Genomic DNA, 20,916 nt, shown 5'->3' with positions numbered 1-20,916 from the left:
AACCGTGCGGAGCCTTTTGGAAAAGACTGGATCGCTCAAATCTCTGTTTAGTCTGGTTTATCTGTATATCTGAAATTTTTGAATGCCAAGGGATCATGCGTCGCAATTAAGACATGATTTGGCATTCAGATTCGCCGATCGCAATTTCCGGGTCATCTGAGAGTCCGTCAGTATAATATGTTGTCATTTTAACTTCTGTTATGGAGGTTTCTATTGAGACACAGCGATGCGAATCTCACCCTTCATCATCTCGTTGCAGTTCAAGCAGAATGTCAGCCTAGCTCAATCGCGCTTCGATCTGTCTACGAACCTCCGCAATCTGGCTTAACCTATGAAGCCCTCCACAGTCAGATTACAAAAGTTACCCGCATCCTGACAGCCCACGGGATTCAGCCCAACGATCGGATTGCAGTTGTGCTCCCCAATGGGACGGAAATGGCAGTTGTTTTTCTCGCGATCGCGAGTTGTGCTACCTGTGCGCCGCTGAATCCAAATTATCAACGTGCAGAATTTGATTTCTATTTAGACGACTTGCAAGCAAAAGCACTGATCATTCTCGCCGGACAACCCTCACCCGCACGTTCGAGCGCCCAGGCTCGCAACATTCCAATTCTCGACCTTATTCCAACCTCAGCAGGACAATTTGAGCTAGAAGGTCACGCAGTGTGTGATGGACATCCTGAGTTTGCAAAACCTGATGATGTCGCACTGATCCTGCACACCTCAGGCACAACCTCTCGTCCAAAAATGGTTCCTCTCACCCATCGCAACCTATGGACTTCTGCCAACAATGTGGCGACAACTTTGGAATTAACGCCAAGTGATCGCTGTCTGAGTTTAATGCCCCTGTTTCACATTCATGGATTGGTCGGCGTATTACTTGCGTCGATCGCAGCAGGTGGGCAAGTGATTTGTACACCGGGATTTCAAGCCACTCGATTTTTCGACTGGTTTGAAACTTTTCAGCCGACTTGGTACAGTGCAGTTCCTACTATTCATCAAGCCATTTTGACTCAAGCCGAACAACAGCGCGATCGACTTGAGCATTCGGTTCTGCGTTTGATTCGTTCTTCTTCTGCTGCACTCCCCACTCAGGTCAAAAATTTACTAGAAACAACCTTTCAGGTTCCTGTCATCGAAGCTTATGGCATGACCGAAGCAGCCCATCAAATGACCAGTAATCTGCTGTCACCTAGCGATCGTAAAGCTGGCTCAGTCGGAAAAGCGATCGGGCTAGAGGTTGCGATCATGGATGAAACAGGACAATTGCTTCAACCGAGTGCGATCGGGGAAGTTGTGATTCGAGGTGCAAATGTCACATCTGGATATGAACAGAATCCGGAAGCGACAGCAAAAGCATTGACTCAAGGTTGGTTTAGAACCGGAGATCAAGGCTATTTCGATGCCGATGGCTTTCTATTCTTGCAAGGGCGATTAAAAGAAATCATCAATCGGGGTGGAGAAAAGATTGCACCTTTAGAAGTTGATGCCGTACTGATGGACATCCCAGAAGTCTTTCAAGCGGTGACATTTGCAGTCCCGCATCCGACTCTGGGCGAAGATGTTGCAGCCGCAGTTGTCCTACATCCGGGAGCTAATTTGAGTGCAATAAAAATTCGCCAGATCTTGTTCCAAAAGATGGCAGATTTCAAAGTGCCCAGTCAAGTCGTGATGGTCGATGCCATTCCCACGGGCGCAACTGGAAAGCTACAACGGATTGGTTTGTTTGAAAAGCTCGTTGATCAATTGAAACCTGAGTTTGTTGTTCCTCGAACTGAGTCGGAACAGAAACTTGCTGCTATTTGGGCTGAAGTTTTAGGAACGGACTGCAACATCGGACGACACGACAATTTCTTTGCCTTAGGAGGAGATTCACTCAAAGCAACTCAAATCATCGTGCGGATTACTCAGATCTTCGAGATTGAGATGCCATTGGTCGCCTTATTTCAATCTCCAACTCTCATGGAGCAAGCAGAAAGAATTGATGCCTTATGTGCGGAGTCTAGCACGCTAATGTCGCTGTTCAATCAATTGCAGGATCGACCAGAAGCGGAACGCCTAGCACTCATCGAAAACCTATCGTTGTAAAAGTCCCCAGACCTATGAAAGATCTTGCCCAACGCCTTGCCAACCTATCTCCCGCACAGCGCACGCTCCTACAACAAAAACTTCAGCAGCAGGAACAGAGCGCTAAACCTGCAACTATTCCCCATCGCGATCCAGCACAGCCCATTCCACTTTCGTTCACACAGCAGCGATTGTGGTTCTTGGCACAGTTAGAGCCAGAGAGTCCGGTATATAACATTGCTGATGCGGTGCGAGTGCAGGGACAGTTGAACGTTGAGGTGTTGCAACAGGCATTAAGCGCGATCGCTCAACGACACGAAATCCTGCGAACCACGATTGGACTGAGCAATGGCGAACCTGTGCAGATTATAGGCGACCCTGCGATCGAGTTTGCCGAAATTGATTTGCGATCTCAGCTTGAGTCTGAGCGGGAAATTATCTGCCAACAGCACATTCAGCAAGTGATCTGCCAACCGTTTGATCTGGCTGAAAACCCCTTATGGCGAATGACTTTACTGCAGCTTGATCACGCTGAATCTGTGCTTTTACTCGTTCAGCATCATTTGATTTCTGATGGTTGGTCAGTCGGGATTTTCTGGCAAGAGTTAGGTGAACTCTACGAAGCAGCTTTGAAGCAACACCCCTCATCGCTTTCTGAATTACCAATTCAGTATGGAGATTTTGCACTCTGGCAACACCAGCAATTTGAAACGGGAAAATTGCGATCGCAGTTTGAGTATTGGACAAAGCAATTGGGTGGAACAATTCCAATGTTGGAGCTACCCACAGATCACGCCCGTCCAGCCGTGCAAACCTTCACAGGCGCACACTACCGTTTCACAGTGCCGGAAGCATTAACCACAGCGTTGATTCAACTCGCGCAGCAAGAACAAGCTACTTTGTTTATGGTACTTCTGGCAGCGTTTAACACCTTACTCTATCGCTATACGCAGCAAGAAGACCTTTGGATTGGAACTCCGATCGCGAATCGAAATCGGATCGAGACTGAACCCTTGATTGGTTTTTTTGCCAATACGCTCGTGCTGAGATCAGATCTGAGTGGGCAACCGACGTTTCGCACTTTGGTAAAACGCGTGCGAGAAATGGCATTAGATGCCTACAGCCACCAGAGTTTTCCGTTTGAGAAACTAGTACAAGCTTTGCAGCCTGAGCGCAGTCTGAGTCAAAATCCTCTGTTCCAAACGATGTTTGCACTGCGAAACCTACCAGAAAAAGTGCAAACTCTTTCTGGGCTGGAATTGCACCCTATGTCTCTAGACAGAGAGATTGCTAAGTTTGATCTGACGTTGGAAATGAGTCAAGTTGATCGACAGCTACAAGCAAGGTTTGAGTACAACACAGACTTATTTGAGCCAGAAACGATCGAGCGCATGAGTGGGCATTTACTCACGTTACTTTCCGGGATTGTACAGAATTGCGATCGCACATTATCAGAACTTCCTTTACTCACAGAAGCCGAACAATATCAGTCTTTAGTCGAATGGAATAATACTGAGCACGATTATCCAGATTGTTGCATTCATCAGTTATTTGAAGCTCAAGTTGAGAAAACACCCGATGCGATCGCTGTTGAATTTTCAGCAGCATCCCTGACCTATCGAGAACTGAATCAACGCGCAAATCAACTTGCTCATCACTTGCAACGATTGGGAGTTGTTCCGAACCAATTTGTCGGATTGTGTGTCGATCGCTCACTCGACATGATTGTTGGAATGCTAGGAATTCTCAAAGCAGGTGGGGCTTATGTGCCGCTTGATCCAACTTATCCGAGATCGCGCCTAGCTTTAATGTTAGAAGACGCAGAACTCTCGATTTTAGTCACTCAATCTTGGCATGTTGATGCTTTTGATGCTCATCCTGTCCATCTCATTGTCCTCGATCAACACAGTGAGATTCTGAATTCAGAAAATCCGACACTCACGACAACCCTATCTGATCGAGCCTACCTCCTCTACACATCTGGCTCAACCGGAAAGCCTAAAGGAGTGATCATTGCTCATCAATCTCTGGTCAATGCAGTGTGGGCAGGACAGAGATTTTTTTCACTCAATGCCAACGATACTTGGGTTGCAGTTGCGTCTTTTTGCTTCGATGTGGCTGCTTTTGAACTGTACTCGCCTTTAATTGCAGGAGCAAAACTCGTCATTGCTCCACAAGAAGTCGTGCGCGACGGCAAGCGTCTTGCTGCGTTAATGCAGTCGAGCGGGGCAACGATCGCAAATTTTACGCCTGCAACCTGGCAAATTTTACTTGGATCTCAATGGCAGAGCCAGCCTCACTTGAAAATCCTCTGTGGTGGAGAAGCCTTATCTAAAGATCTCGCGAGTCGTCTTCTCGCTCAGAGTAATTGCGTTTGGAATCTTTACGGACCCACCGAAACCACCATCTATTCGACCCTCTATCGAGTGAGAACGGCTGAAAAATCACCTGCAATTGGTCGCCCGATCGCGAATACGCAGCTCTATGTTCTTGATCGACATTTACAACCGTTGCCGATTGGCGTTCCTGGTGAACTGCACATTGGTGGGGATGGCTTAGCGATCGCTTATCTTAATCGTCCAGATCTCACCACAGAACGGTTTATTCCTATTCCACCCAGTTTGCAAGACATTGCCAAAGGAACCCGATTGTACAAAACGGGCGATCTAGTGCGATATCTCCCAGACGGCAATGTTGAGTACTTAGGTCGGATCGATCATCAGGTGAAAATTCGCGGATTTCGGATTGAGCTAGGTGAGATTGAATCCGTACTCATGGAGCAAAAAGCAGTACAAATCGCTGTCGCAATCGTACGAGAAGACCAATCTAACGAAAAAACGCTTGTCGCCTATGTCGTACTCGCTCAACCTGTGGATGTCGCTGAGTTGCGATCGTTTCTGAAATCAAAGTTACCGGATTACATGATCCCGAACGCGATCGTGGTTCTCGACACCTTGCCGCTCACACCAACGGGGAAAATTGATCGGCGATCGCTTCCGGCTCCAACGAAGCAGCTAGAGAGTGATGCCGCTTTACCACGCACGCCTATCGAAGCAAAGCTTGCAGAGATCTGGCAACAGGTACTTGGTCTCAAAGAAATCAGCGTCAATGATAATTTCTTTGAGTTAGGAGGACACTCCTTAATGGCGACTCGAATCATCACCCGCATTGATGCTGAGTTGCACATCAATTTGCCGCTCCGTTGCTTGTTTGAATCACCGACGATCGCAGAGTTAGCGATCGCCATCACTCAACAGCAGCTTGAAACATTAGAGGACGAAGAGTTACTTCAACTGCTCAATCTACTTGAGGACGGATCTGATGCGGTCAACTGATTTACTCAACCAGCGATTGGCGCAACTCTCGCCCGAAAAACGTGCCTTACTTGAAGCACAGCTTCTCAAAAAACAGCAAAAACCTGCCATTTCTCAAATTCCAAAGCGATCACAGCAATCCCCCTGTGCGCTTTCTTTTGCTCAACAACGACTCTGGTTTCTCGCGCAACTGCAACCGGATACTGCGATTTACAATATTCCGATCGCACTTCACTTTCCGTCTGAGCTAAATCTTTCTGCCCTACAGCAAGCTCTCAATGAGATCGTGGAACGTCATGAAGTTCTTCGTACCACATTTGATGTGATTGCAGATGAACCTGTTCAGGTGATTCAGCCACCTTGTCCTGTGAATCTCGCCGTCATTGATTTGGAGCAGAAAAGTGAACTTCAGCGATCGTTGACTCGAGCGGCTCAGCAATCATTTGATCTGCGTCAGGATTTGATGCTCAAAGTTACGCTATTTCGTCTTCCCGATGGTGAACAAGCTTTACTCTTATTGCTCCATCACATTGCTTCAGATGGTTGGTCAGGCGACATTATTCTGCGCGAAATCAATGCTTACTACACTGCATTTACAACTGGTACTCCGATTTCGCTTCCTGCACTGCCGATTCAATATGCTGATTTTGCTCAATGGCAAAAACAATGGCTCAGCGGCGACGTTTTAACTCAACAGCTTGATTACTGGAAGCAACGCTTAGCCGGAGAATTGCCCGTTCTGGAACTTTCCAACTGTTTTACAAAGGCAACCCCAAGTTGTTCAACAGTTCAAACTGATGCAGGTGAAAGATATTCTCTAACTCTCTCCAAAACACTCACTCAAGCCATTCAGCAATTCGCGCAGCAAGAAAAAGTAACTCTATTTATGATGTTACTAACTGCTTTCAAAACATTGCTATACCGCTATACTCAGCAAGAAGATATGCTGATTGGCTCTGCGATCGCGAATCGGAAATGGGTTGATGTTGAAGGCTTAATTGGTTTTTTCGTCAATACACTTGTCCTTCGGACAGATTTGAGCGGTCAACCCACATTTCGATCGCTCTTGAGTCGAGTGCGTGATGTTGTTCTCTCTGCTTACGAACATCAAGATTTGCCCTTTGAGAAGCTCGTTGAAGAACTGCAACCAGAACGCCGCTTGAATCAGAATCCTTTAGTTCAAGTCATGTTTGTGCTGCAAAATGCATCTGATTCGTCTCTGAGCATTGCCAATTCAACCCCAATTTTGATCGACACGGAAACTGCTCAATTCGATCTGGTGCTGTCCTGTACCAAAAGTACTCAAGGATTAAAAGTTTCGTGGCTCTATCGCACAGAGGTTCTTGACCGCAGCACGATCGAACAAATGAGCCAGCACTTTGAAATTCTTCTCAATGGAATCATCGAAGCACCGGATCAGTCGATCTCAACCCTGCCCATTCTTACACTTTCTGAAAAACAGCAGTTCCTAGACTGGAATCAAACCCATACAGACTATCCTCGAACGACTTGCATTCATCAACAGTTTGAAGCTCAAGTCGAACAAACTCCTGACGCGATCGCACTCGTCATGGACGAGCAGCGCTACAGCTATCGCGAACTTAATCAGCAAGCGAATCAACTTGCACACTATTTGAGAACTTTAGACGTTCAACCTAATCAAGCGATCGCAGTTCACTTAGAGCGATCGCCCAAGCTGATCATTGCGCTGCTGGCAATTCTCAAAGCAGGAGGGGCTTATCTCCCACTCGATCCCACTTATCCAGTCGATCGTCTGAGCTACATGCTCGAAGATACCCAAGCTCGCATTCTTCTGCATGAGAGTGAATCAATCTTTCCGGCAGCATTCTCGAACTGCCAAGTGATCAATCTTGATGCGCTCCAGCTAGAGAACATTCCAGAGAATCTCGCTCCTGTCAATACTGCACAGGATTTGGCTTACATCCTTTACACCTCTGGTTCTACTGGCAATCCCAAAGGTGTGATGGTTCCACATCGTGCAGTCATGCGATTAGTCCTGAATACGAATTATGTCGATTTACAAGCTTCAGATGTGATCGCTCAGGTTTCAAATTGTTCGTTTGATGCCGCTACGTTTGAAATCTGGGGTGCTTTACTCAATGGCACAACCCTCGCGATCGTACCCAAAGCTGTTCTTCTCTCGCCTAACGAATTTGCAGCAGCATTGCAGACTCACTCGATTCGAGTGTTGTTTCTCACCACTGCATTGTTTCATCAACTCGCTCAGCATGTTCCTACTGCATTCCAAACTCTGCGATATCTACTTGTAGGTGGAGAAGTAACTGATCCACAGTGGGTCAATCAAGTGTTCGAGTGCGGCGCACCTGAGCAATTTTTACATGTGTATGGACCGACGGAAAACACGACTTTTTCTTCCTGGTATCGCGTTGAGCAAGTTTCCTCAACGCTGCCAATTGGTCGCCCGATCTCAAATACGCAAATCTTTTTACTAGATCGCCATCTTCAACCCGTTCCAGTTGGGATTCCCGGTGAAATTTGTCTCGCGGGAGATGGATTAGCATTGGGCTATCTCCATCGTCCCGATGCTTCACAGTTTGTTTCGACTCAAATTGATGGAGTTCCAGTCCAACTGTATCGAACGGGCGATCGAGCGCGCTATCTGCCGAATGGCAATCTAGACTTTTTAGGACGATTCGACCATCAAATTAAGCTGCGGGGATTTCGGATCGAGTTGGGAGAAATTGAGACAGCACTCAGACAGCATCCTGATGTGCAAGATGCGATCGTTGTCATTGAGCACACTGACACTCAAGACAAATCCTTGCAGGCTTATCTCACATCTACGCAAGTGATTGCTCCGAAAGCATTACGGCAGTTTCTTCAACAAACTCTGCCCGATTATATGCTGCCACAGGCATTCCATGTTCTAGAAGCTTTCCCACTCACCCCCAATGGTAAAGTCGATCGCGCGAAACTCCACCATTTCAAGTCATCTGAAAACCTTTCTGATAGTGCAAATCCGAATTTAGTCACCAGTCCTTTAGAAACACAACTGCTCCAGATTTGGCAGAGCGTTTCAGGAATGCAGTCACTTAGCACAGATGATAATTTCTTTGAGATTGGCGGTCACTCGCTCTTAGCTGTGCGGCTTCAAAGCGCGATCGAACAACTGATCGGCAGAAAACTCCCCTTATTTGCCGTATTTCAAGCGCCAACAGTCAAGCAAATGGCGCAGCGATTAGAGCAAGAGCAAATCAAGCTTGATGCTGCCCAAACTCAACTGCGATCGCTATTTTGGTATTCTCAGCATCCGACTGAAGCCGCTGCACTCACTCAGCATCTTGGAGCAGATCAACCTTTGATTTATCTAGATACTGGACTATTGGAGGTTCTAGAACCTGCCGAACACATTCGCGATCGAGCAAAGCTTTGTCTTGCGGAACTCAAAAGACTTCAGCCTCAAGGTCCCTATCTACTAGGGGGATTTTGTATGGGCGGGTTGGTCGCGTTTGAAACAGCCCTCCAACTTCAAGCTCAAGGCGAGGAAGTTGCATTTCTCGCGTTAGCAGAAAGCTGGTTAGCTTCACAGATGCAACGCCAGAAACCCAAACCTCTCCCAGAACTGCCTGTGATTCGAACGCTGTACTTCCATTCTCAGAAATTAATCGGGTTGAAGCCTTCTGATCGGCTCGACTATGTTGTGCACGAGATTAAGCGAGTTCCTTCTCTCATCGATCGCCTGCTTACCTCAATCAAGCGGGTGTTCAAGCCAGAGTCGCCAGCACAGCAGGCACAACGAGAATGGATGTTTCGAGGAGGGGAGGCTGTTCACAGTTATATTCCATCTTGCGCTTATCCGGGTCGGATCTATTTCTACTTCAGTCAGATCACAGATGAATCTAAGTCACTGATTGAACAATCTGGGTGGGAGAAGTTTGTCTCTGATCAGATTGAAGTTGAGGTGTTTGCCGGAGATCATCATAGTATTATGCGAGAACCTGATGTGCAAAGGCTGGCAGAAGCGATTAAAGCGACGATCGATTCACTCGATCTTACTTAGAGGGTTTTATACTCTTGAAACATCCTCTTAAAAGATCCTTTAAAGGTATAAATTGAGTATTGATAGGCTTTTCGACTGCTATCAATACTCAATTTCCCTCGGTCAGGATCAAGTTGAAAACCCCTCTCAAGAAAGATTTACCCTCTATCTTGGGAGGATGAATCTTTTTGTTCAAATCAATCATGATGAGAGCGAAAATAGTTGATTCAGAGAAATACATGCAGGGCAGTTTAGTTACGCCTCCGTCGGCGCAAGTGTTACTACCAGACGAGATCGAGGCAGATGTCAAAAGCAATCCATACTATAAGGCTGAAAAGACGTTAAGCAATTTGATCGAAGTTGAGAGCTTAGATCAACGATTGAACTTATTTGATTCTCAAGTTCGGTACTTTGAAACTGCACTCAATTCAGCAATCACAGAAGCCTATCAGCAATCACAAAGTAGCGATGCGGCGCATCTATTTTTGCAGCGCGTTCTCTATCGAATTAATCGCTTAAATTTATTCTGGTATGACGACTTAACGCATTATACAAACGAGCGATCGCTCTATCTCCAAAAAATTCGCAATCAGATCGAAACGGCTTGGCAAGACTGGGAATTAGCACACCTTAGTGTTGAGGCGTACCACGATATTGATATCAAACAGGCATTGCTCGATCGCTATGCTGCCGATCTCGATCCGACCTTATCAGAAGATGCACTCTACCTGCGTAAGCACATGCCCTTTGAAGGGTATCGCTATCTCCTAGCGATCACTTCTTTTGATGGCTTAGTCGAAGCAAGTCGGCTCTCCCGAATTCTTGGGGGTGCTGCCAACGAAGTGCAAGCAACTTTAACCAAGGTATTACTGGAAGAGTACGGGAATGGTCGTCTCGCTCGCAAGCATTCGACTTTCTTTGCACAAATGATGACTGAGTTGCGCTTGAGTACTCAGCCTGAAGTTTACTTTGATCTCGTTCCGTGGCAAGCACTCGCAACCACGAATCACAACTTTCTCCTGACCGAGTGTAAGCGGCATTTTCTCAGATACAACGGTGGATTAGCCTACTTTGAAGTAGCAGGTCCTTCAGCGTATCGAAACTATCTCGCAGCAGCACAGCGGTTAGAGCTATCCGATGGTGCAATGGGATATTGGGATCTCCATATCCGAGAAGATGAACGGCACGGACGCTGGATGATCGAAAACGTGACTTTGCCGCTTGTAGACATGTACCCCGAACAAGCATGGCAGCTAGTCTTGGGATACGACCAAGAGAAATTGATGGGCGATCGAGCGGGAGCAGCGATCGTCAACACAATTCGCCATGGGGTTCAAACAGCGTCACTTCCCACCATTTGATAGGGAGCGGATCTAGGAGTTAGTCAAATTGAGAAAGATAGAGGGATAGGGAGATAGGGAGATGGGAAGCAAGAACCACTTCTACCTTTCTCCCTATCCCCCTATGCCCCTATCTCCCCACCATTTTTCACAGCAATTTGCAACAAACGAGGATAATATCTTGACTGGAACACTTATACGCAATATCACAGCACCCGAAGTCTTCTTCTGTCCTGAAGAGTCTCATTTTTATTCGCATTGTCTAGAGCGATTGGTTTTTTCTCAATGTACAGACTGCGATTTGATTGTTGAATTTGGTGCAGGTGATGGCAGTCCGGTAATTAATTCATTGATGCGATCGCACTTCCAGAGTGAGATTCATGGGTTTGAATTAAACTCAGCAGCTTATGAGGTTGCCAAATCTAGAGTTGATCAATGTAACTTGCAGGACAAGTACATTTTGCACAATCAGTCTTTCTTTGACTTTGCTTCAACAGATGCAAACTATTTGATTGCGAACCCGCCTTACATCCCCGCTCCTGACAACAAGATTCGGATGCCTTTACTGCATGGCGGAACAGATGGTGCAACCATTACCAATCGATTGCTCACTTTAGACTATCCAAACGTGATGCTATTGATATCGAGCTATTCAAACCCAATCGAAACATTACAATGGGCAGCAGGCCAAGGCTATACCGTTGCAGATTTTATGGTCACTCCGTTAAAGTTTGGCTGCTATAGTTCTGAGCCAAAAGTGAAAAAGTGGATTGGACAACTACGCGAGCAAGGACAAGCCTTCTATTCTCAAAATATTTACTTCCTCGCAGGCGTATTGTTCAAGCATTCCAGCTTCGGAACTCCCGATCTCTCCAACGAACTCATGCAAGTCATGACCGCGCTCTAACCATCACGGCGATTTAAACAGTAAGAAACTCCGAGTTTTGGAAGAGACCCGGAGTTTCTTACTGTTCTGAACCAAACCTAGAAGCCAGCAAAGTTGTAGCCAACTCCAAGCATAATGCCAACGGCTGCTTGTCCTGTTACAGAAGCATTCACTGCAGCAGTCGCTGTGAACTGAGAAGAAATGGGAACATCAACCCCACCCGTCAACAGCAGTCCAACACTGCCGCGATCGCCTGTTGAAATTGCTGCACCCACGCCCAAATAAGGAGCCGCTGAAAATCCTAATCCCTCTGTCGGACCCTCGCCAAAGCTAAAGTCATAGGTCACAGGAATCAAAATTGCAACATCATCATTAAACAGGACAGAGGGGCGAACTGAGAAATTGCGAGTCAAGCCAATTTTGCTAATGACAGCAAAGCTTCCTTGCCCTAGCGAAATATCACCATCGCCAATCCCAATGTTGCCACCAACTCCAACATAGCTCGAACCTGAGCGAGTCGCTCGACCCGGAACGAATTCTTGAGTCGGAATCGTAGTGGGTGTTGGTGTTGTCGTTCCTGGCGTACTATCCGGCGTAATCGGGGTTGTACCGGGGGTTGTGCTAGGGGTTGTCGTATCTGGCGTAACTGGGGTTGTGCCAGGGGTGAAGGTATCTGGCGTAGTCGGGGTTGTCGTGTTCGGTGTGATCGGGGTTGTATTTTGCGGAGTGACAGGCGTTGTATTGCTCGGTGTCACATCTGCGGGGTTGGTTTCAGTCCCAGAAGGTGTACTTCCGGGCACTGCACGACCCGGAGCGATTTCACTGGGAGTAGAAGGTGTCGTTTGAGCGACGGTGAATCGCCCCGTTTGTAGATCCGCCAATTCATTCACGTCGATCGACGGTTGACCTAAGAGAGCAGCCCCGTTCGAGGTGACCGGCTTTTCATTAGCATTCGCCTTGAGTTCGCCTGAAAAAAATGCGATCGAGATAAACGTCAGTGGTAAAAGCAGTTTGAGTTTTAAGGAAGTCATAGTCGAATGGAAACATCTATATGTGTGTTCAGGCAGTATCTATGCCTGCCATTCGAGCGTAATCATTGCACTATGAAATCACGTCCTTCTCAAGGCTCAGGGAGTCTCTATCTGAGGTGCGATTTTTCTGTTGTCACGATTTTAGGCGAGTTGCAAAGTTTTGCGATCGCGTTGGTGATAAAGTTCGAGCTTTCAGAATTGCCGCTGCCAAAAACGCATAGGACAACATTCCAACTAACGCTAATAAAATCTCACTCACGCTTCCCATGACATTCCAAAGTGCATGTAGCGCCGAAGCCGTGAAATATCCAATCAATAAAATCAGCCCACTCTGCCGAGGCTTCAATACCGCAAGTCCAATAAAATAGCCGAAATATCCGCTATACGCCATATGCCCCGAAATCGAACCGAGCAATCTTGGGATCAAAACTTGTAAGCCTCGAAGCTGATCCCATCCGCCTTCTTGTCCGAGTTGCAGAGAGGTCGATTCGATCATTCCGGGCACATACTGCCCTAACGTTTCTACCAGGGTAAATCCAACTGCCGAAGCCGCCCCTAAAAGAATTCCATCCAATGGCTCCCAAATTCCAACGCGATCGTTCCAAGGCGCAGGCAAAAATCGCCCGATCGCAAACAAAACTGCGATCGGAATCACTTTCAGCAATTCTTCCATCAACCCTGCACCAAAGAACATGCGGATAAACAGCGTCAACGGATTAATCAATTCTCCAGGCGCGGTCACTTGTCCAGGTAAGACCGATCTAAAAAATTCTGCAAACAGTAGCAGCACTGGACTCCGCAGTAAGAAGTAAGTGCCCATTGCCGCAATCACCATCACCCACCACGGTTTTCGCTTTCCACATAGTCGATAGACGAAGTACAGTCCAACGAGTGCAATGTATCCCGCTAACAAGCGATTGAACAAAATCGGTTGTCCAACAGCAACAAATAGCGACACCACAAATCCGATTGTGACAATACCCGGAACTAAGAACGCCTTGCTGGTTAAATCTCGTCCGGTTGAAACAATTGGGAAAAGCTGCGTCAACGTGACTGATTCACGAGCGGGCGGGACGACTGCACCGCGTTCCGTTACCGCCGCACGACTAGTATTGAAATCTGCTAGATATTCAAAAATATATTCAGGTCCATCATTTCCCAATGAAATACGATCGCCCGATCGCAAAATTTGGCATCCCCGCAATCGCTTGCCGTTCAGGTAAGTTCCATTCGAGCTATTGAGATCGCAGACCCACCAGGTCGGGCGGTCTGCATCTTCGATTTGTTCTGAAGGACGAACCTCTGCATGACGACGCGAGACCGACCCAAATAAAACTGGATCGACGGCAATTTGGCAACGAGGATCGCGTCCGATCACAGTCGTGTCGTCGATCGACAAAGCGTGAACAATTAATTTTGGATCAGAACTATTGCCGATCGACAGTTGTCGGAGGCAAGCTATGGGACTAATTTCGCCCGTCATAGAAGGGAGTGGAACAAGGGGTGTTCGCTAGAGAAAAATAGGAGATAAATGAAATTGTAGGTAGAACTCTAGCGCAACATTCTATACCTATCTTCAGGGATCTATCACGTTTAGCTAGAACAAACAGGAAATCCCTAAAAATCTTTAAAATTACTGATTATTTGCTCTCGCATCTGCGACCGCTGCTAGAAAGCAAATGACAGTTAACGGCGCACTGACTGCCAAAATGATACCTGTAACCAGTGTGCCGTATTCAGGATTACCTGAAGTCAGTTCAAAAACGCAGCCCACTGCTGCGATCGCCGCAACACAAGAACCGCCTAGCAGAATGCCGCTCTTAGGAGTCATGATCATAATATCAATTCCTTAAATGATTAAAAAACCGCCAGAATTGACTGACGGTAACAACCATTATCCGATGTGGCGGACATCGCTTGCCGAGAAGCCGCGTTTTTTCAATTCTTGATTCAGCGCAATTTGATTTTCCACGCGATCGACAAACAATACGCCATTCAAGTGATCGATTTCATGTTGAATCGCGCGAGACAATAATCCATCCGCTTGCAAAGTTCGCATCCGACCCGTTTCATCTTTGAAAGACACTTCAATCATTTCAGAACGTTCGACATCCAGATAAACACCCGGAATGCTGAGACAGCCTTCTTGACCAGAACAGGTTTCTTTGCCGAATTTCTTAATCACCGGATTAATCAAGACCAGCGGCACAGCTTCAGGTTTATCGGGGTCGATATCAATGACAACGATTTGCTTGTGGATACCAACTTGCGGTGCAGCCAACCCGATCCCATCCTCGCTATACATCGTTTGCAGCATTTGGCGCACGATCGTACGGATTTCATCGTCTACCTTAGCGACTCGTTTTGCAGGCTGACGCAACACGCGATCGCCCATATGGTGCATCTGTAAGGGCGGATTTTCTAACTTTTTCTTCTCAACTAAAACTGAGGAGGGCATGGGATGTTTCACCTAAAAATCTGATCGAAGGTCGGAGTGATTCCGTGTTGGTTCTATTTTAGCGTCAGTTTGATGAATTTGCTGGCTTGGGTGTGCGCAAGTTCATCTCGCTAAAATCCCCCAAAACTAGGAAGTTTCAGTTGAAAACATCTCGCATCCCACGGCAATTTCGGATGCCCGATTCAATTGAGCAGGCTACAAGGGTCTTCGCACTGAAAGAGAGACATGGCGCGATGCGGTTCTTCACAAAGTTAGAGTATTTGCTGCGGGAAACGTTTTTAGGATTGCGACGTGGAGGCTGGATGAATTGGGCAGCGGTCAGTATGGTGACTGTGCTGCTGTTTTTGTTCGGAATGAGTTTACAGGCTTCTTGGCAACTAGAGAGTTTATTAACTCAGTTTGGTAGCCAGCTTGAAGTGTCAGCCTATCTCGAAACCGGGGTGTCAGCAGATGTGTTGCGATCGACTGTTGAGAGATTTCCTGAAGTTGCGTCAGTTGAGGATGTGACGAAGGAAGAAGCTTGGAGCCGATTGGTAAAAGAGCTCGGCTTATCGAATTTGCGAGATGCAACGCAGCAGCTTGAAGGCAACCCACTGGTCGATGAATTGAAAGTGAAAGCGCGATCGTCGGACGTGGTTCCAGTTCTAGCCGAGAAATTAAAAAAAGTGCGCGGAGTCGATGAAGTGCAGTACGTGAGTGAAGCCGTGCAGCGGATTGCTCAACTCAACACCGGATTTAATCGAGTCAGTACAGCGATCGTGGGACTACTCACTGCAACTGCGATCGCGGTAATCAATACAACGATTCGGTTTATCGTGGTCGCACGTCGAAAAGAAATTGAGATTATGCAGTTAGTTGGCGCAACTCGAAGCTGGATTTATTTGCCATTCTTGGCGCAGGGAGTCGCATTTGGGATTTTTGGCTCCGCGATCGCATTTGCTCTGATTCAAGGCATTCAAAAACTGATTCGCAATCAACTGAGTGGACAAGCTGAGTTTGTTCAATTTCTGACGACGGGAGCCACTCGCCCGATCGATTTGATTGCGCTACCTTTAATTTTGCTGACGTTTGGTGGACTTGTTGGACTCCTGGGTAGTATCTTCGCTGTGCGGCGATTTGCAAAAATTTAGGAGCATTGAATGAAGTCTCAATGGGACTGTTTGCTGGAGAATCTAGGGGCTTGGCATGGTTCATTTACAAGGTTTTCGCCCTCTGGGGAATTGATTGAAGATACTCCCTCGATCGTGTCTTTCACGGGACTCAATGACAATCGAACTATGCGGCAAATTGTCCGCCTAGAGCCAGCAAATCAGCCTGTGAGCGAGAAAGTTCTGGAATACAGTACACTCGGTCGAAATATTCTGTTCTTTGAGAATGGGGCATTTTCGCTTGGCTCAATTCAGCGCGCGCCTTTTTCTGAATTTGGGGCAGAGTTGGGCTTGATTCATGGCGATCGTCGATTGCGTTTAGTGCAACTCTTTGACAAACAATCGCAGCTTTCTGGACTGACGCTGATTCGGGAAAAGCTCGCAGAATCCGAGACTCTAGAACGTCCGCCGCTACAGGTTGAAGATTTGATCGGGACTTGGAAAGGAGAAGCAACGACGATTTACCCAGATTGGCGATCGCCCGATACTTACACAACAGATTTAAAGGTTTGGCGAGACGGCGATCGCTTGAATCAAGAATTACAGTTCGGGCGCACGATCACAACCAGTGCCTTAATTGAAGGAACGATTCTCAAGTTTGACAGTGGCAGTCAGATTGTCATGCTCCCTGATGGAGCTTCTTCCAATTGCCCAACCGAAGTGAAATCAGGATATCCCTTTGTTTTAGAAGTAGGTTGGTTATTGCAGCCCGATCTGCGTCAGCGGTTGATGCGAAGCTACAGCCATAAAGGGGAATGGGTCAGCCTCACCTTAGTCACAGAGCAGAAAATTAGCTGATAATTGAAGAAACTCTAAAAACAGTTATGGCACTTACCGTTAAGGATTTAGAAGTACTCCAGCAGCACTGCCCTGACTATCGAATGGAGCTAGTGAATGGAGAAATTATTGTTATGAGTCCTTCAGGTTACGAGTCTGATGAAGTTGCAGCCGAAATGATCCGGCAGCTTGGCAATTGGGTCAGACCCAGAAAACTCGGAAGAGTTACAGCTTCGAGTGCGGGTTTTACCCTGCCGAATTCTGACACCCGCGCTCCAGACGCTTCATTTGTTCAAGCCGAGCGATTACGCCGCAGTCCTCAGAAATTTGCTGAAATCACTCCCGATCTCACCGTCGAAGTCAAATCGCCAAGTGATAGTGTTTCAGGACTCAGAAAAAAAATTGATGAGTTTCTCAACCTCGGAACTAGAGTCGGACTCTTGATCAATCCTGAAAAAGAATGGGTCGAAATTCGTCGCAGTGGACAAGAAGCGATCGTCCTTCACAATGGCGACATCATCACCGTCCCCGAACTCCTCCCCGGTTGGGAAGTCAAAGTCGAAGATCTTTGGTCACCCAAATTTGATTAAATCGCTGGATTAAATCAGCGAACACTCTCTCTCCAAAGCCTGCCGCAACAGATCCTTGTAGCCGCGATTGTTAATCACATAAGCACCAAATCGTTCTAGATGCGGATTCATCATCTGAGCATCAAACAACACAAAATTTCGTGCTCTCAAGTGCTCAACCAGCTTCACCATTGCCACTTTCGAGCCATCTGGAATCCGAAAAAACATCGACTCCCCAATAAACGCTCCTCTCAAAGCAAGTCCGAGAATTCCACCTGCTAATTTGCCATCTTGCCAAGTTTCAAAGCTATGCGCCCATCCCGCCTCATGTAGCGTCCAGTAGATTTCTTTCAAATCATTAGAAATCCAGGTCGTTTCGCGATCGGCACACCCTTCCACGACTTCCATAAATGCTTTGTTAATCTCAACTGTGAAGCGATTCTGATTCAATACCCGCCGCAGCGACTTGGGATATCTAAATTGATCGTCGAGGGGAATTAGAGTCCGTTCGCGGCTGGTATACCAAGCTAAATCTTTACCTGACTCATCAGACATTAAAAAATAGCCTTGAGCATAGCCTTCGAGAATCGAGGACACATCGACTTGCATAACCTGGCTCCGGGGAGGCTTTGAAATAAAGAATCTACGATATAGTTTGAATTATCTTGTTAGTCTGGGGAACGCACAATGGTCGAACCCATTCCACCAATCACATTACCGCCTGCAAAACATCCGGAGCAGGAGGCGGTTTGGCTACAAGCGAAATTGCAACAGTGGCTCGATGAAGAGTTTCTTCCAGAACCCGCAAATCATCGAATTGCAGAACGCGCCGCTCAAATTTATATGCGTCAACGCATGGAAGACGAAAACGATCTCGGATCGCTTGTAATCGCCATCATTTCAGAGATGCAGGCGTATGATTTTTCTGACAGTTTTTATGGTGAATTCGCGATCGCCAATGCGGTTAGTGATCTGTTAATGGATAGCTTAGGCATCGATCGCTGTTGCGGACAATAGAATTTCGGATTTTGGACTGCAAGCCTGTGATCTTACGACATCCAAAATCCAAACTCTAAATTCGTCTTACCAACTTGACTTAACCACACCCGGCAACAATCCCGCGTGTGCCATTTCGCGAATGCAGTGGCGTGACAGCCCGAAATCACGATAAACGCCTCTCGGACGACCGGTTGCCCAGCAGCGATTCCGCACCCGAACTTTTGCACTGTTGCGGGGAAGCTGTTGAATTTTGCGGTGAATCTCCAGCTTTTCAGATTGAGACGTAGCTGCCGCAAACTGCTCTTTCAAAGCTGCACGCTTTTCAGCGTACTTCTCAACGAGACGTTCGCGCTTTCTCTCGCGCTCAACCATGCTCTTCTTAGCCATGAATGAATTTTGAACCCTTTGATAAAAGACACTATTTTTGATTCTACTCAATAATGCTCGTTTCTAGTGAGTCAATTTCCAGATAAATTCGCAACCTTCTTCGCGGGCTGCCCAACATGGGCGGAAGGGCAGATATCGACGAGAACACAGCGATCGCATTGCGGACTGCGCGCATTACAAACGGCACGACCATGATAAACCAGGCGGATCGACCAATTCTCCCAATCGGGTTGGGGTAATAGTTTCATCAAATCCTGCTCGATTTTGACGGGTTCTGTATGTTTGGTTAACCCAAATCGATACGATAATCGCTTCACGTGGGTATCGACCGTTACGCCCAGATTTACGCCAAAGGCATGAGCCGAAACCACGTTTGCCGTTTTGCGGGCAACCCCAGGCAGGCTCGTCAAATCTTTCATGGAGCGCGGAACTTCTCCCCCGAATTTTTCCATGATCATCTGGCAAGCTGCTTGGATATTTTTGGCTTTGTTGCGGTAAAAGCCCGTCGATCGCACCAAGGTTTCTAACTCAGAAACGTCAGCGCCTGCCAATGCCGCCGCATCAGGAAAACGGCGAAACAAGGCAGGCGTTACGGTATTCACTCGTTCATCGGTGCATTGAGCCGCAAGGATCGTTGCTACCATCAGTTGAACCGGAGTTTCATAATCTAAAGTACAAGGAGCTTCTGGATAGAGCTGTTTGAGCCGCGCCAGAATTTCTAAGGCTCGTTGTTTTTTTGCGGAAATTCGACTTGTCACTGTGGAATGAGATTCACCGTGTCACGGATGATCAGAAAAACGCCTAATCCCAGTAATAGCACTAATCCGGTCTGCATTACGCCGTCTTGGATTTTGGAAGGAACGGGTTTTCCTCGCAGTCCTTCGACGAGCAGAAACGCCAGTTGACCGCCATCTAATGCAGGCAGAGGCAAGATGTTAATAATCGCCAAGTTAATGCTGATCAGAGCCGTAAAGTTGAACAAACTCGCAAAATCGGTTTGGGCAATTCTCGCTCCAGTTGCCACGATCGCGACTGGTCCTGCGACTTGCTCAGCGGTATTTCTAAAGTTGCTCAGGAGTTGTCCAAATCCGCCAACGGTCAAGACCACAATGCGCTGAAACTCATTTGATGCCATTGTGAAAACCGCGATCGGGTTAGACGGATGCTTGTAATAAACAACCTTTCCGTTCGGCTGCGTCTTGAAATGCGGCTGTAATTTGACTCCAATTTTGCCTTTCCCGCTTTCATCTTTGGGAGTCAAAGTGACGTTAACGGGCTGTCCTTTCCGCTCGATCGAGAGTTGCAGTGGTGTTCCTGGACTCGATTCGATCGTTTGCCGCAATGTATTCATTGCCGTTTCCGATGCACCGAGAGGCTTGCCATTAATAGCGGTGACGACATCCCCGTTTTGCACACCTGCTGCGGCTGCAACACCTTCAGCGATCGCTTCTGGCACGATTACGCCAGGATTGTAGTCGATCGTCGGCAGTCCAACGAATGCCATCTGTCCGACCAAGATGAAATACGCAAAAACGAGGTTTGCGATTACCCCTGCGCTGATCACAATTGCGCGATCAAGCACCGGACGATTTTTCAACAAATTCGGATCATTGGGCGGAATAGTGCTGTCTGGATCATCATCGGGAAAGCCAACAAATCCGCCCAGTGGCAAAGCCCTGAGTGCATATTCTGTCTGCTCGCCTTGATATTTCCACAGAATCGGACCAAATCCGATCGAGAATCGATTCGCGTAGATACCTTGAAGTCTTGCTGCAAGGAAGTGACCGAGTTCATGAACAAAAATCAGAACCGCTAAAAGAAGGATTACCGCCAGAACAGACATAAGCAGTGAGATTAAGCCACGATGAGATACGTTCTCTCTATTCTAAAGGTTTAATCTTGTCGTCATGGAGTCTGCG

At 47.2% G+C, this 20,916-nt stretch carries 17 protein-coding genes; 9 read left to right on the top strand and 8 right to left on the bottom strand.

Going from position 1 to position 20,916, the window contains the following annotated elements; all coding sequences use genetic code 11:
• The first annotated feature begins 213 nt into the window (after positions 1–213).
• From OU814_RS08095 to OU814_RS08075, 5 genes are all read left to right on the top strand, one after another.
• Positions 214–2,088, top strand: coding sequence for an AMP-binding protein (locus OU814_RS08095; protein WP_268181787.1), 1,875 nt, complete (start codon positions 214–216; stop codon positions 2,086–2,088).
• Between the two features lie 14 nt (positions 2,089–2,102).
• Positions 2,103–5,402 (top strand): non-ribosomal peptide synthetase, encoded by a 3,300-nt coding sequence (locus OU814_RS08090; RefSeq protein WP_268181785.1) that lies wholly within the window; start codon positions 2,103–2,105, stop codon positions 5,400–5,402.
• Positions 5,389–9,423: a non-ribosomal peptide synthetase gene (locus OU814_RS08085; protein ID WP_268181783.1), complete on the top strand. Its 4,035-nt coding sequence runs from the start codon at positions 5,389–5,391 to the stop codon at positions 9,421–9,423. The genes OU814_RS08090 and OU814_RS08085 overlap by 14 nt, the downstream gene beginning before the upstream one ends.
• Positions 9,424–9,641: 218 nt before the next feature.
• Positions 9,642–10,763 carry an iron-containing redox enzyme family protein gene (locus tag OU814_RS08080; protein WP_268181781.1) on the top strand — a complete coding sequence of 374 codons (1,122 nt, stop codon included), beginning with the start codon at positions 9,642–9,644 and terminating at the stop codon, positions 10,761–10,763.
• A 103-nt stretch (positions 10,764–10,866) separates the two neighbouring features.
• A complete protein-coding gene (locus tag OU814_RS08075) occupies positions 10,867–11,649 on the top strand; it encodes an SAM-dependent methyltransferase (protein WP_268181779.1) in 783 nt (260 codons plus the stop codon).
• Between the two features lie 77 nt (positions 11,650–11,726).
• Here OU814_RS08075 and OU814_RS08070 read toward each other — a convergent pair whose 3' ends face one another.
• From OU814_RS08070 to def, 4 genes are all read right to left on the bottom strand, one after another.
• Positions 11,727–12,659, bottom strand: a complete 933-nt coding sequence (locus OU814_RS08070) for a hypothetical protein (protein WP_268181777.1) — start codon at positions 12,657–12,659, stop codon at positions 11,727–11,729.
• Between the two features lie 133 nt (positions 12,660–12,792).
• On the bottom strand, positions 12,793–14,142 hold the full coding sequence (locus OU814_RS08065; protein WP_017289436.1) for a PrsW family glutamic-type intramembrane protease: 1,350 nt from the start codon (positions 14,140–14,142) through the stop codon (positions 12,793–12,795).
• Positions 14,143–14,292: 150 nt separating this feature from the next.
• On the bottom strand, positions 14,293–14,496 hold the full coding sequence (locus OU814_RS08060) for a hypothetical protein (RefSeq protein ID WP_017289437.1): 204 nt from the start codon (positions 14,494–14,496) through the stop codon (positions 14,293–14,295).
• Positions 14,497–14,553: 57 nt separating this feature from the next.
• On the bottom strand, positions 14,554–15,117 hold the full coding sequence (gene def, locus OU814_RS08055) for a peptide deformylase (protein WP_017289438.1): 564 nt from the start codon (positions 15,115–15,117) through the stop codon (positions 14,554–14,556).
• Positions 15,118–15,290: 173 nt separating this feature from the next.
• Here def and OU814_RS08050 point away from each other — a divergent pair, with 173 nt between their 5' ends.
• The 3 genes from OU814_RS08050 to OU814_RS08040 are packed head-to-tail and all read left to right on the top strand — an operon-like array spanning position 15,291 to position 17,632.
• A complete protein-coding gene (locus tag OU814_RS08050) occupies positions 15,291–16,247 on the top strand; it encodes a cell division protein FtsX (protein WP_268181774.1) in 957 nt (318 codons plus the stop codon).
• A gap of 9 nt (positions 16,248–16,256) precedes the next feature.
• Positions 16,257–17,063 (top strand): DUF3598 family protein, encoded by an 807-nt coding sequence (locus OU814_RS08045; protein WP_268181772.1) that lies wholly within the window; start codon positions 16,257–16,259, stop codon positions 17,061–17,063.
• Between the two features lie 26 nt (positions 17,064–17,089).
• Complete coding sequence (locus tag OU814_RS08040; protein WP_268181770.1) at positions 17,090–17,632, top strand: Uma2 family endonuclease; 543 nt, start codon at positions 17,090–17,092, stop codon at positions 17,630–17,632.
• A gap of 9 nt (positions 17,633–17,641) precedes the next feature.
• On the opposite strand, the gene aat is transcribed toward OU814_RS08040, so the two are convergent.
• Positions 17,642–18,220, bottom strand: a complete 579-nt coding sequence (gene aat, locus OU814_RS08035; protein ID WP_268181768.1) for a leucyl/phenylalanyl-tRNA--protein transferase — start codon at positions 18,218–18,220, stop codon at positions 17,642–17,644.
• Between the two features lie 78 nt (positions 18,221–18,298).
• Here aat and OU814_RS08030 point away from each other — a divergent pair, with 78 nt between their 5' ends.
• Positions 18,299–18,628 carry a hypothetical protein gene (locus tag OU814_RS08030; RefSeq protein WP_017289443.1) on the top strand — a complete coding sequence of 110 codons (330 nt, stop codon included), beginning with the start codon at positions 18,299–18,301 and terminating at the stop codon, positions 18,626–18,628.
• 66 nt (positions 18,629–18,694) lie between these two features.
• Here the strand turns inward: OU814_RS08030 and rpsN are convergent, their stop codons facing one another.
• From rpsN to rseP, 3 genes are all read right to left on the bottom strand, one after another.
• Positions 18,695–18,997 (bottom strand): 30S ribosomal protein S14, encoded by a 303-nt coding sequence (rpsN, locus tag OU814_RS08025; RefSeq protein ID WP_026148789.1) that lies wholly within the window; start codon positions 18,995–18,997, stop codon positions 18,695–18,697.
• Positions 18,998–19,068: 71 nt separating this feature from the next.
• Positions 19,069–19,755 (bottom strand): endonuclease III, encoded by a 687-nt coding sequence (nth, locus tag OU814_RS08020; protein ID WP_268181765.1) that lies wholly within the window; start codon positions 19,753–19,755, stop codon positions 19,069–19,071.
• Positions 19,752–20,840, bottom strand: coding sequence for an RIP metalloprotease RseP (gene rseP / locus OU814_RS08015; protein ID WP_017289446.1), 1,089 nt, complete (start codon positions 20,838–20,840; stop codon positions 19,752–19,754). The genes nth and rseP overlap by 4 nt, the downstream gene beginning before the upstream one ends.
• Positions 20,841–20,916: the final 76 nt, after the last annotated feature.

The organism is Leptolyngbya sp. GGD, assembly GCF_026735145.1.
In the GTDB taxonomy this organism is placed as follows: Bacteria; Cyanobacteriota; Cyanobacteriia; order Leptolyngbyales; family Leptolyngbyaceae; genus Leptolyngbya; species Leptolyngbya boryana.
The sequence above is the reverse complement of the archived record's forward strand: the minus strand, read 5'-3'. Positions and strand labels throughout refer to the sequence as shown.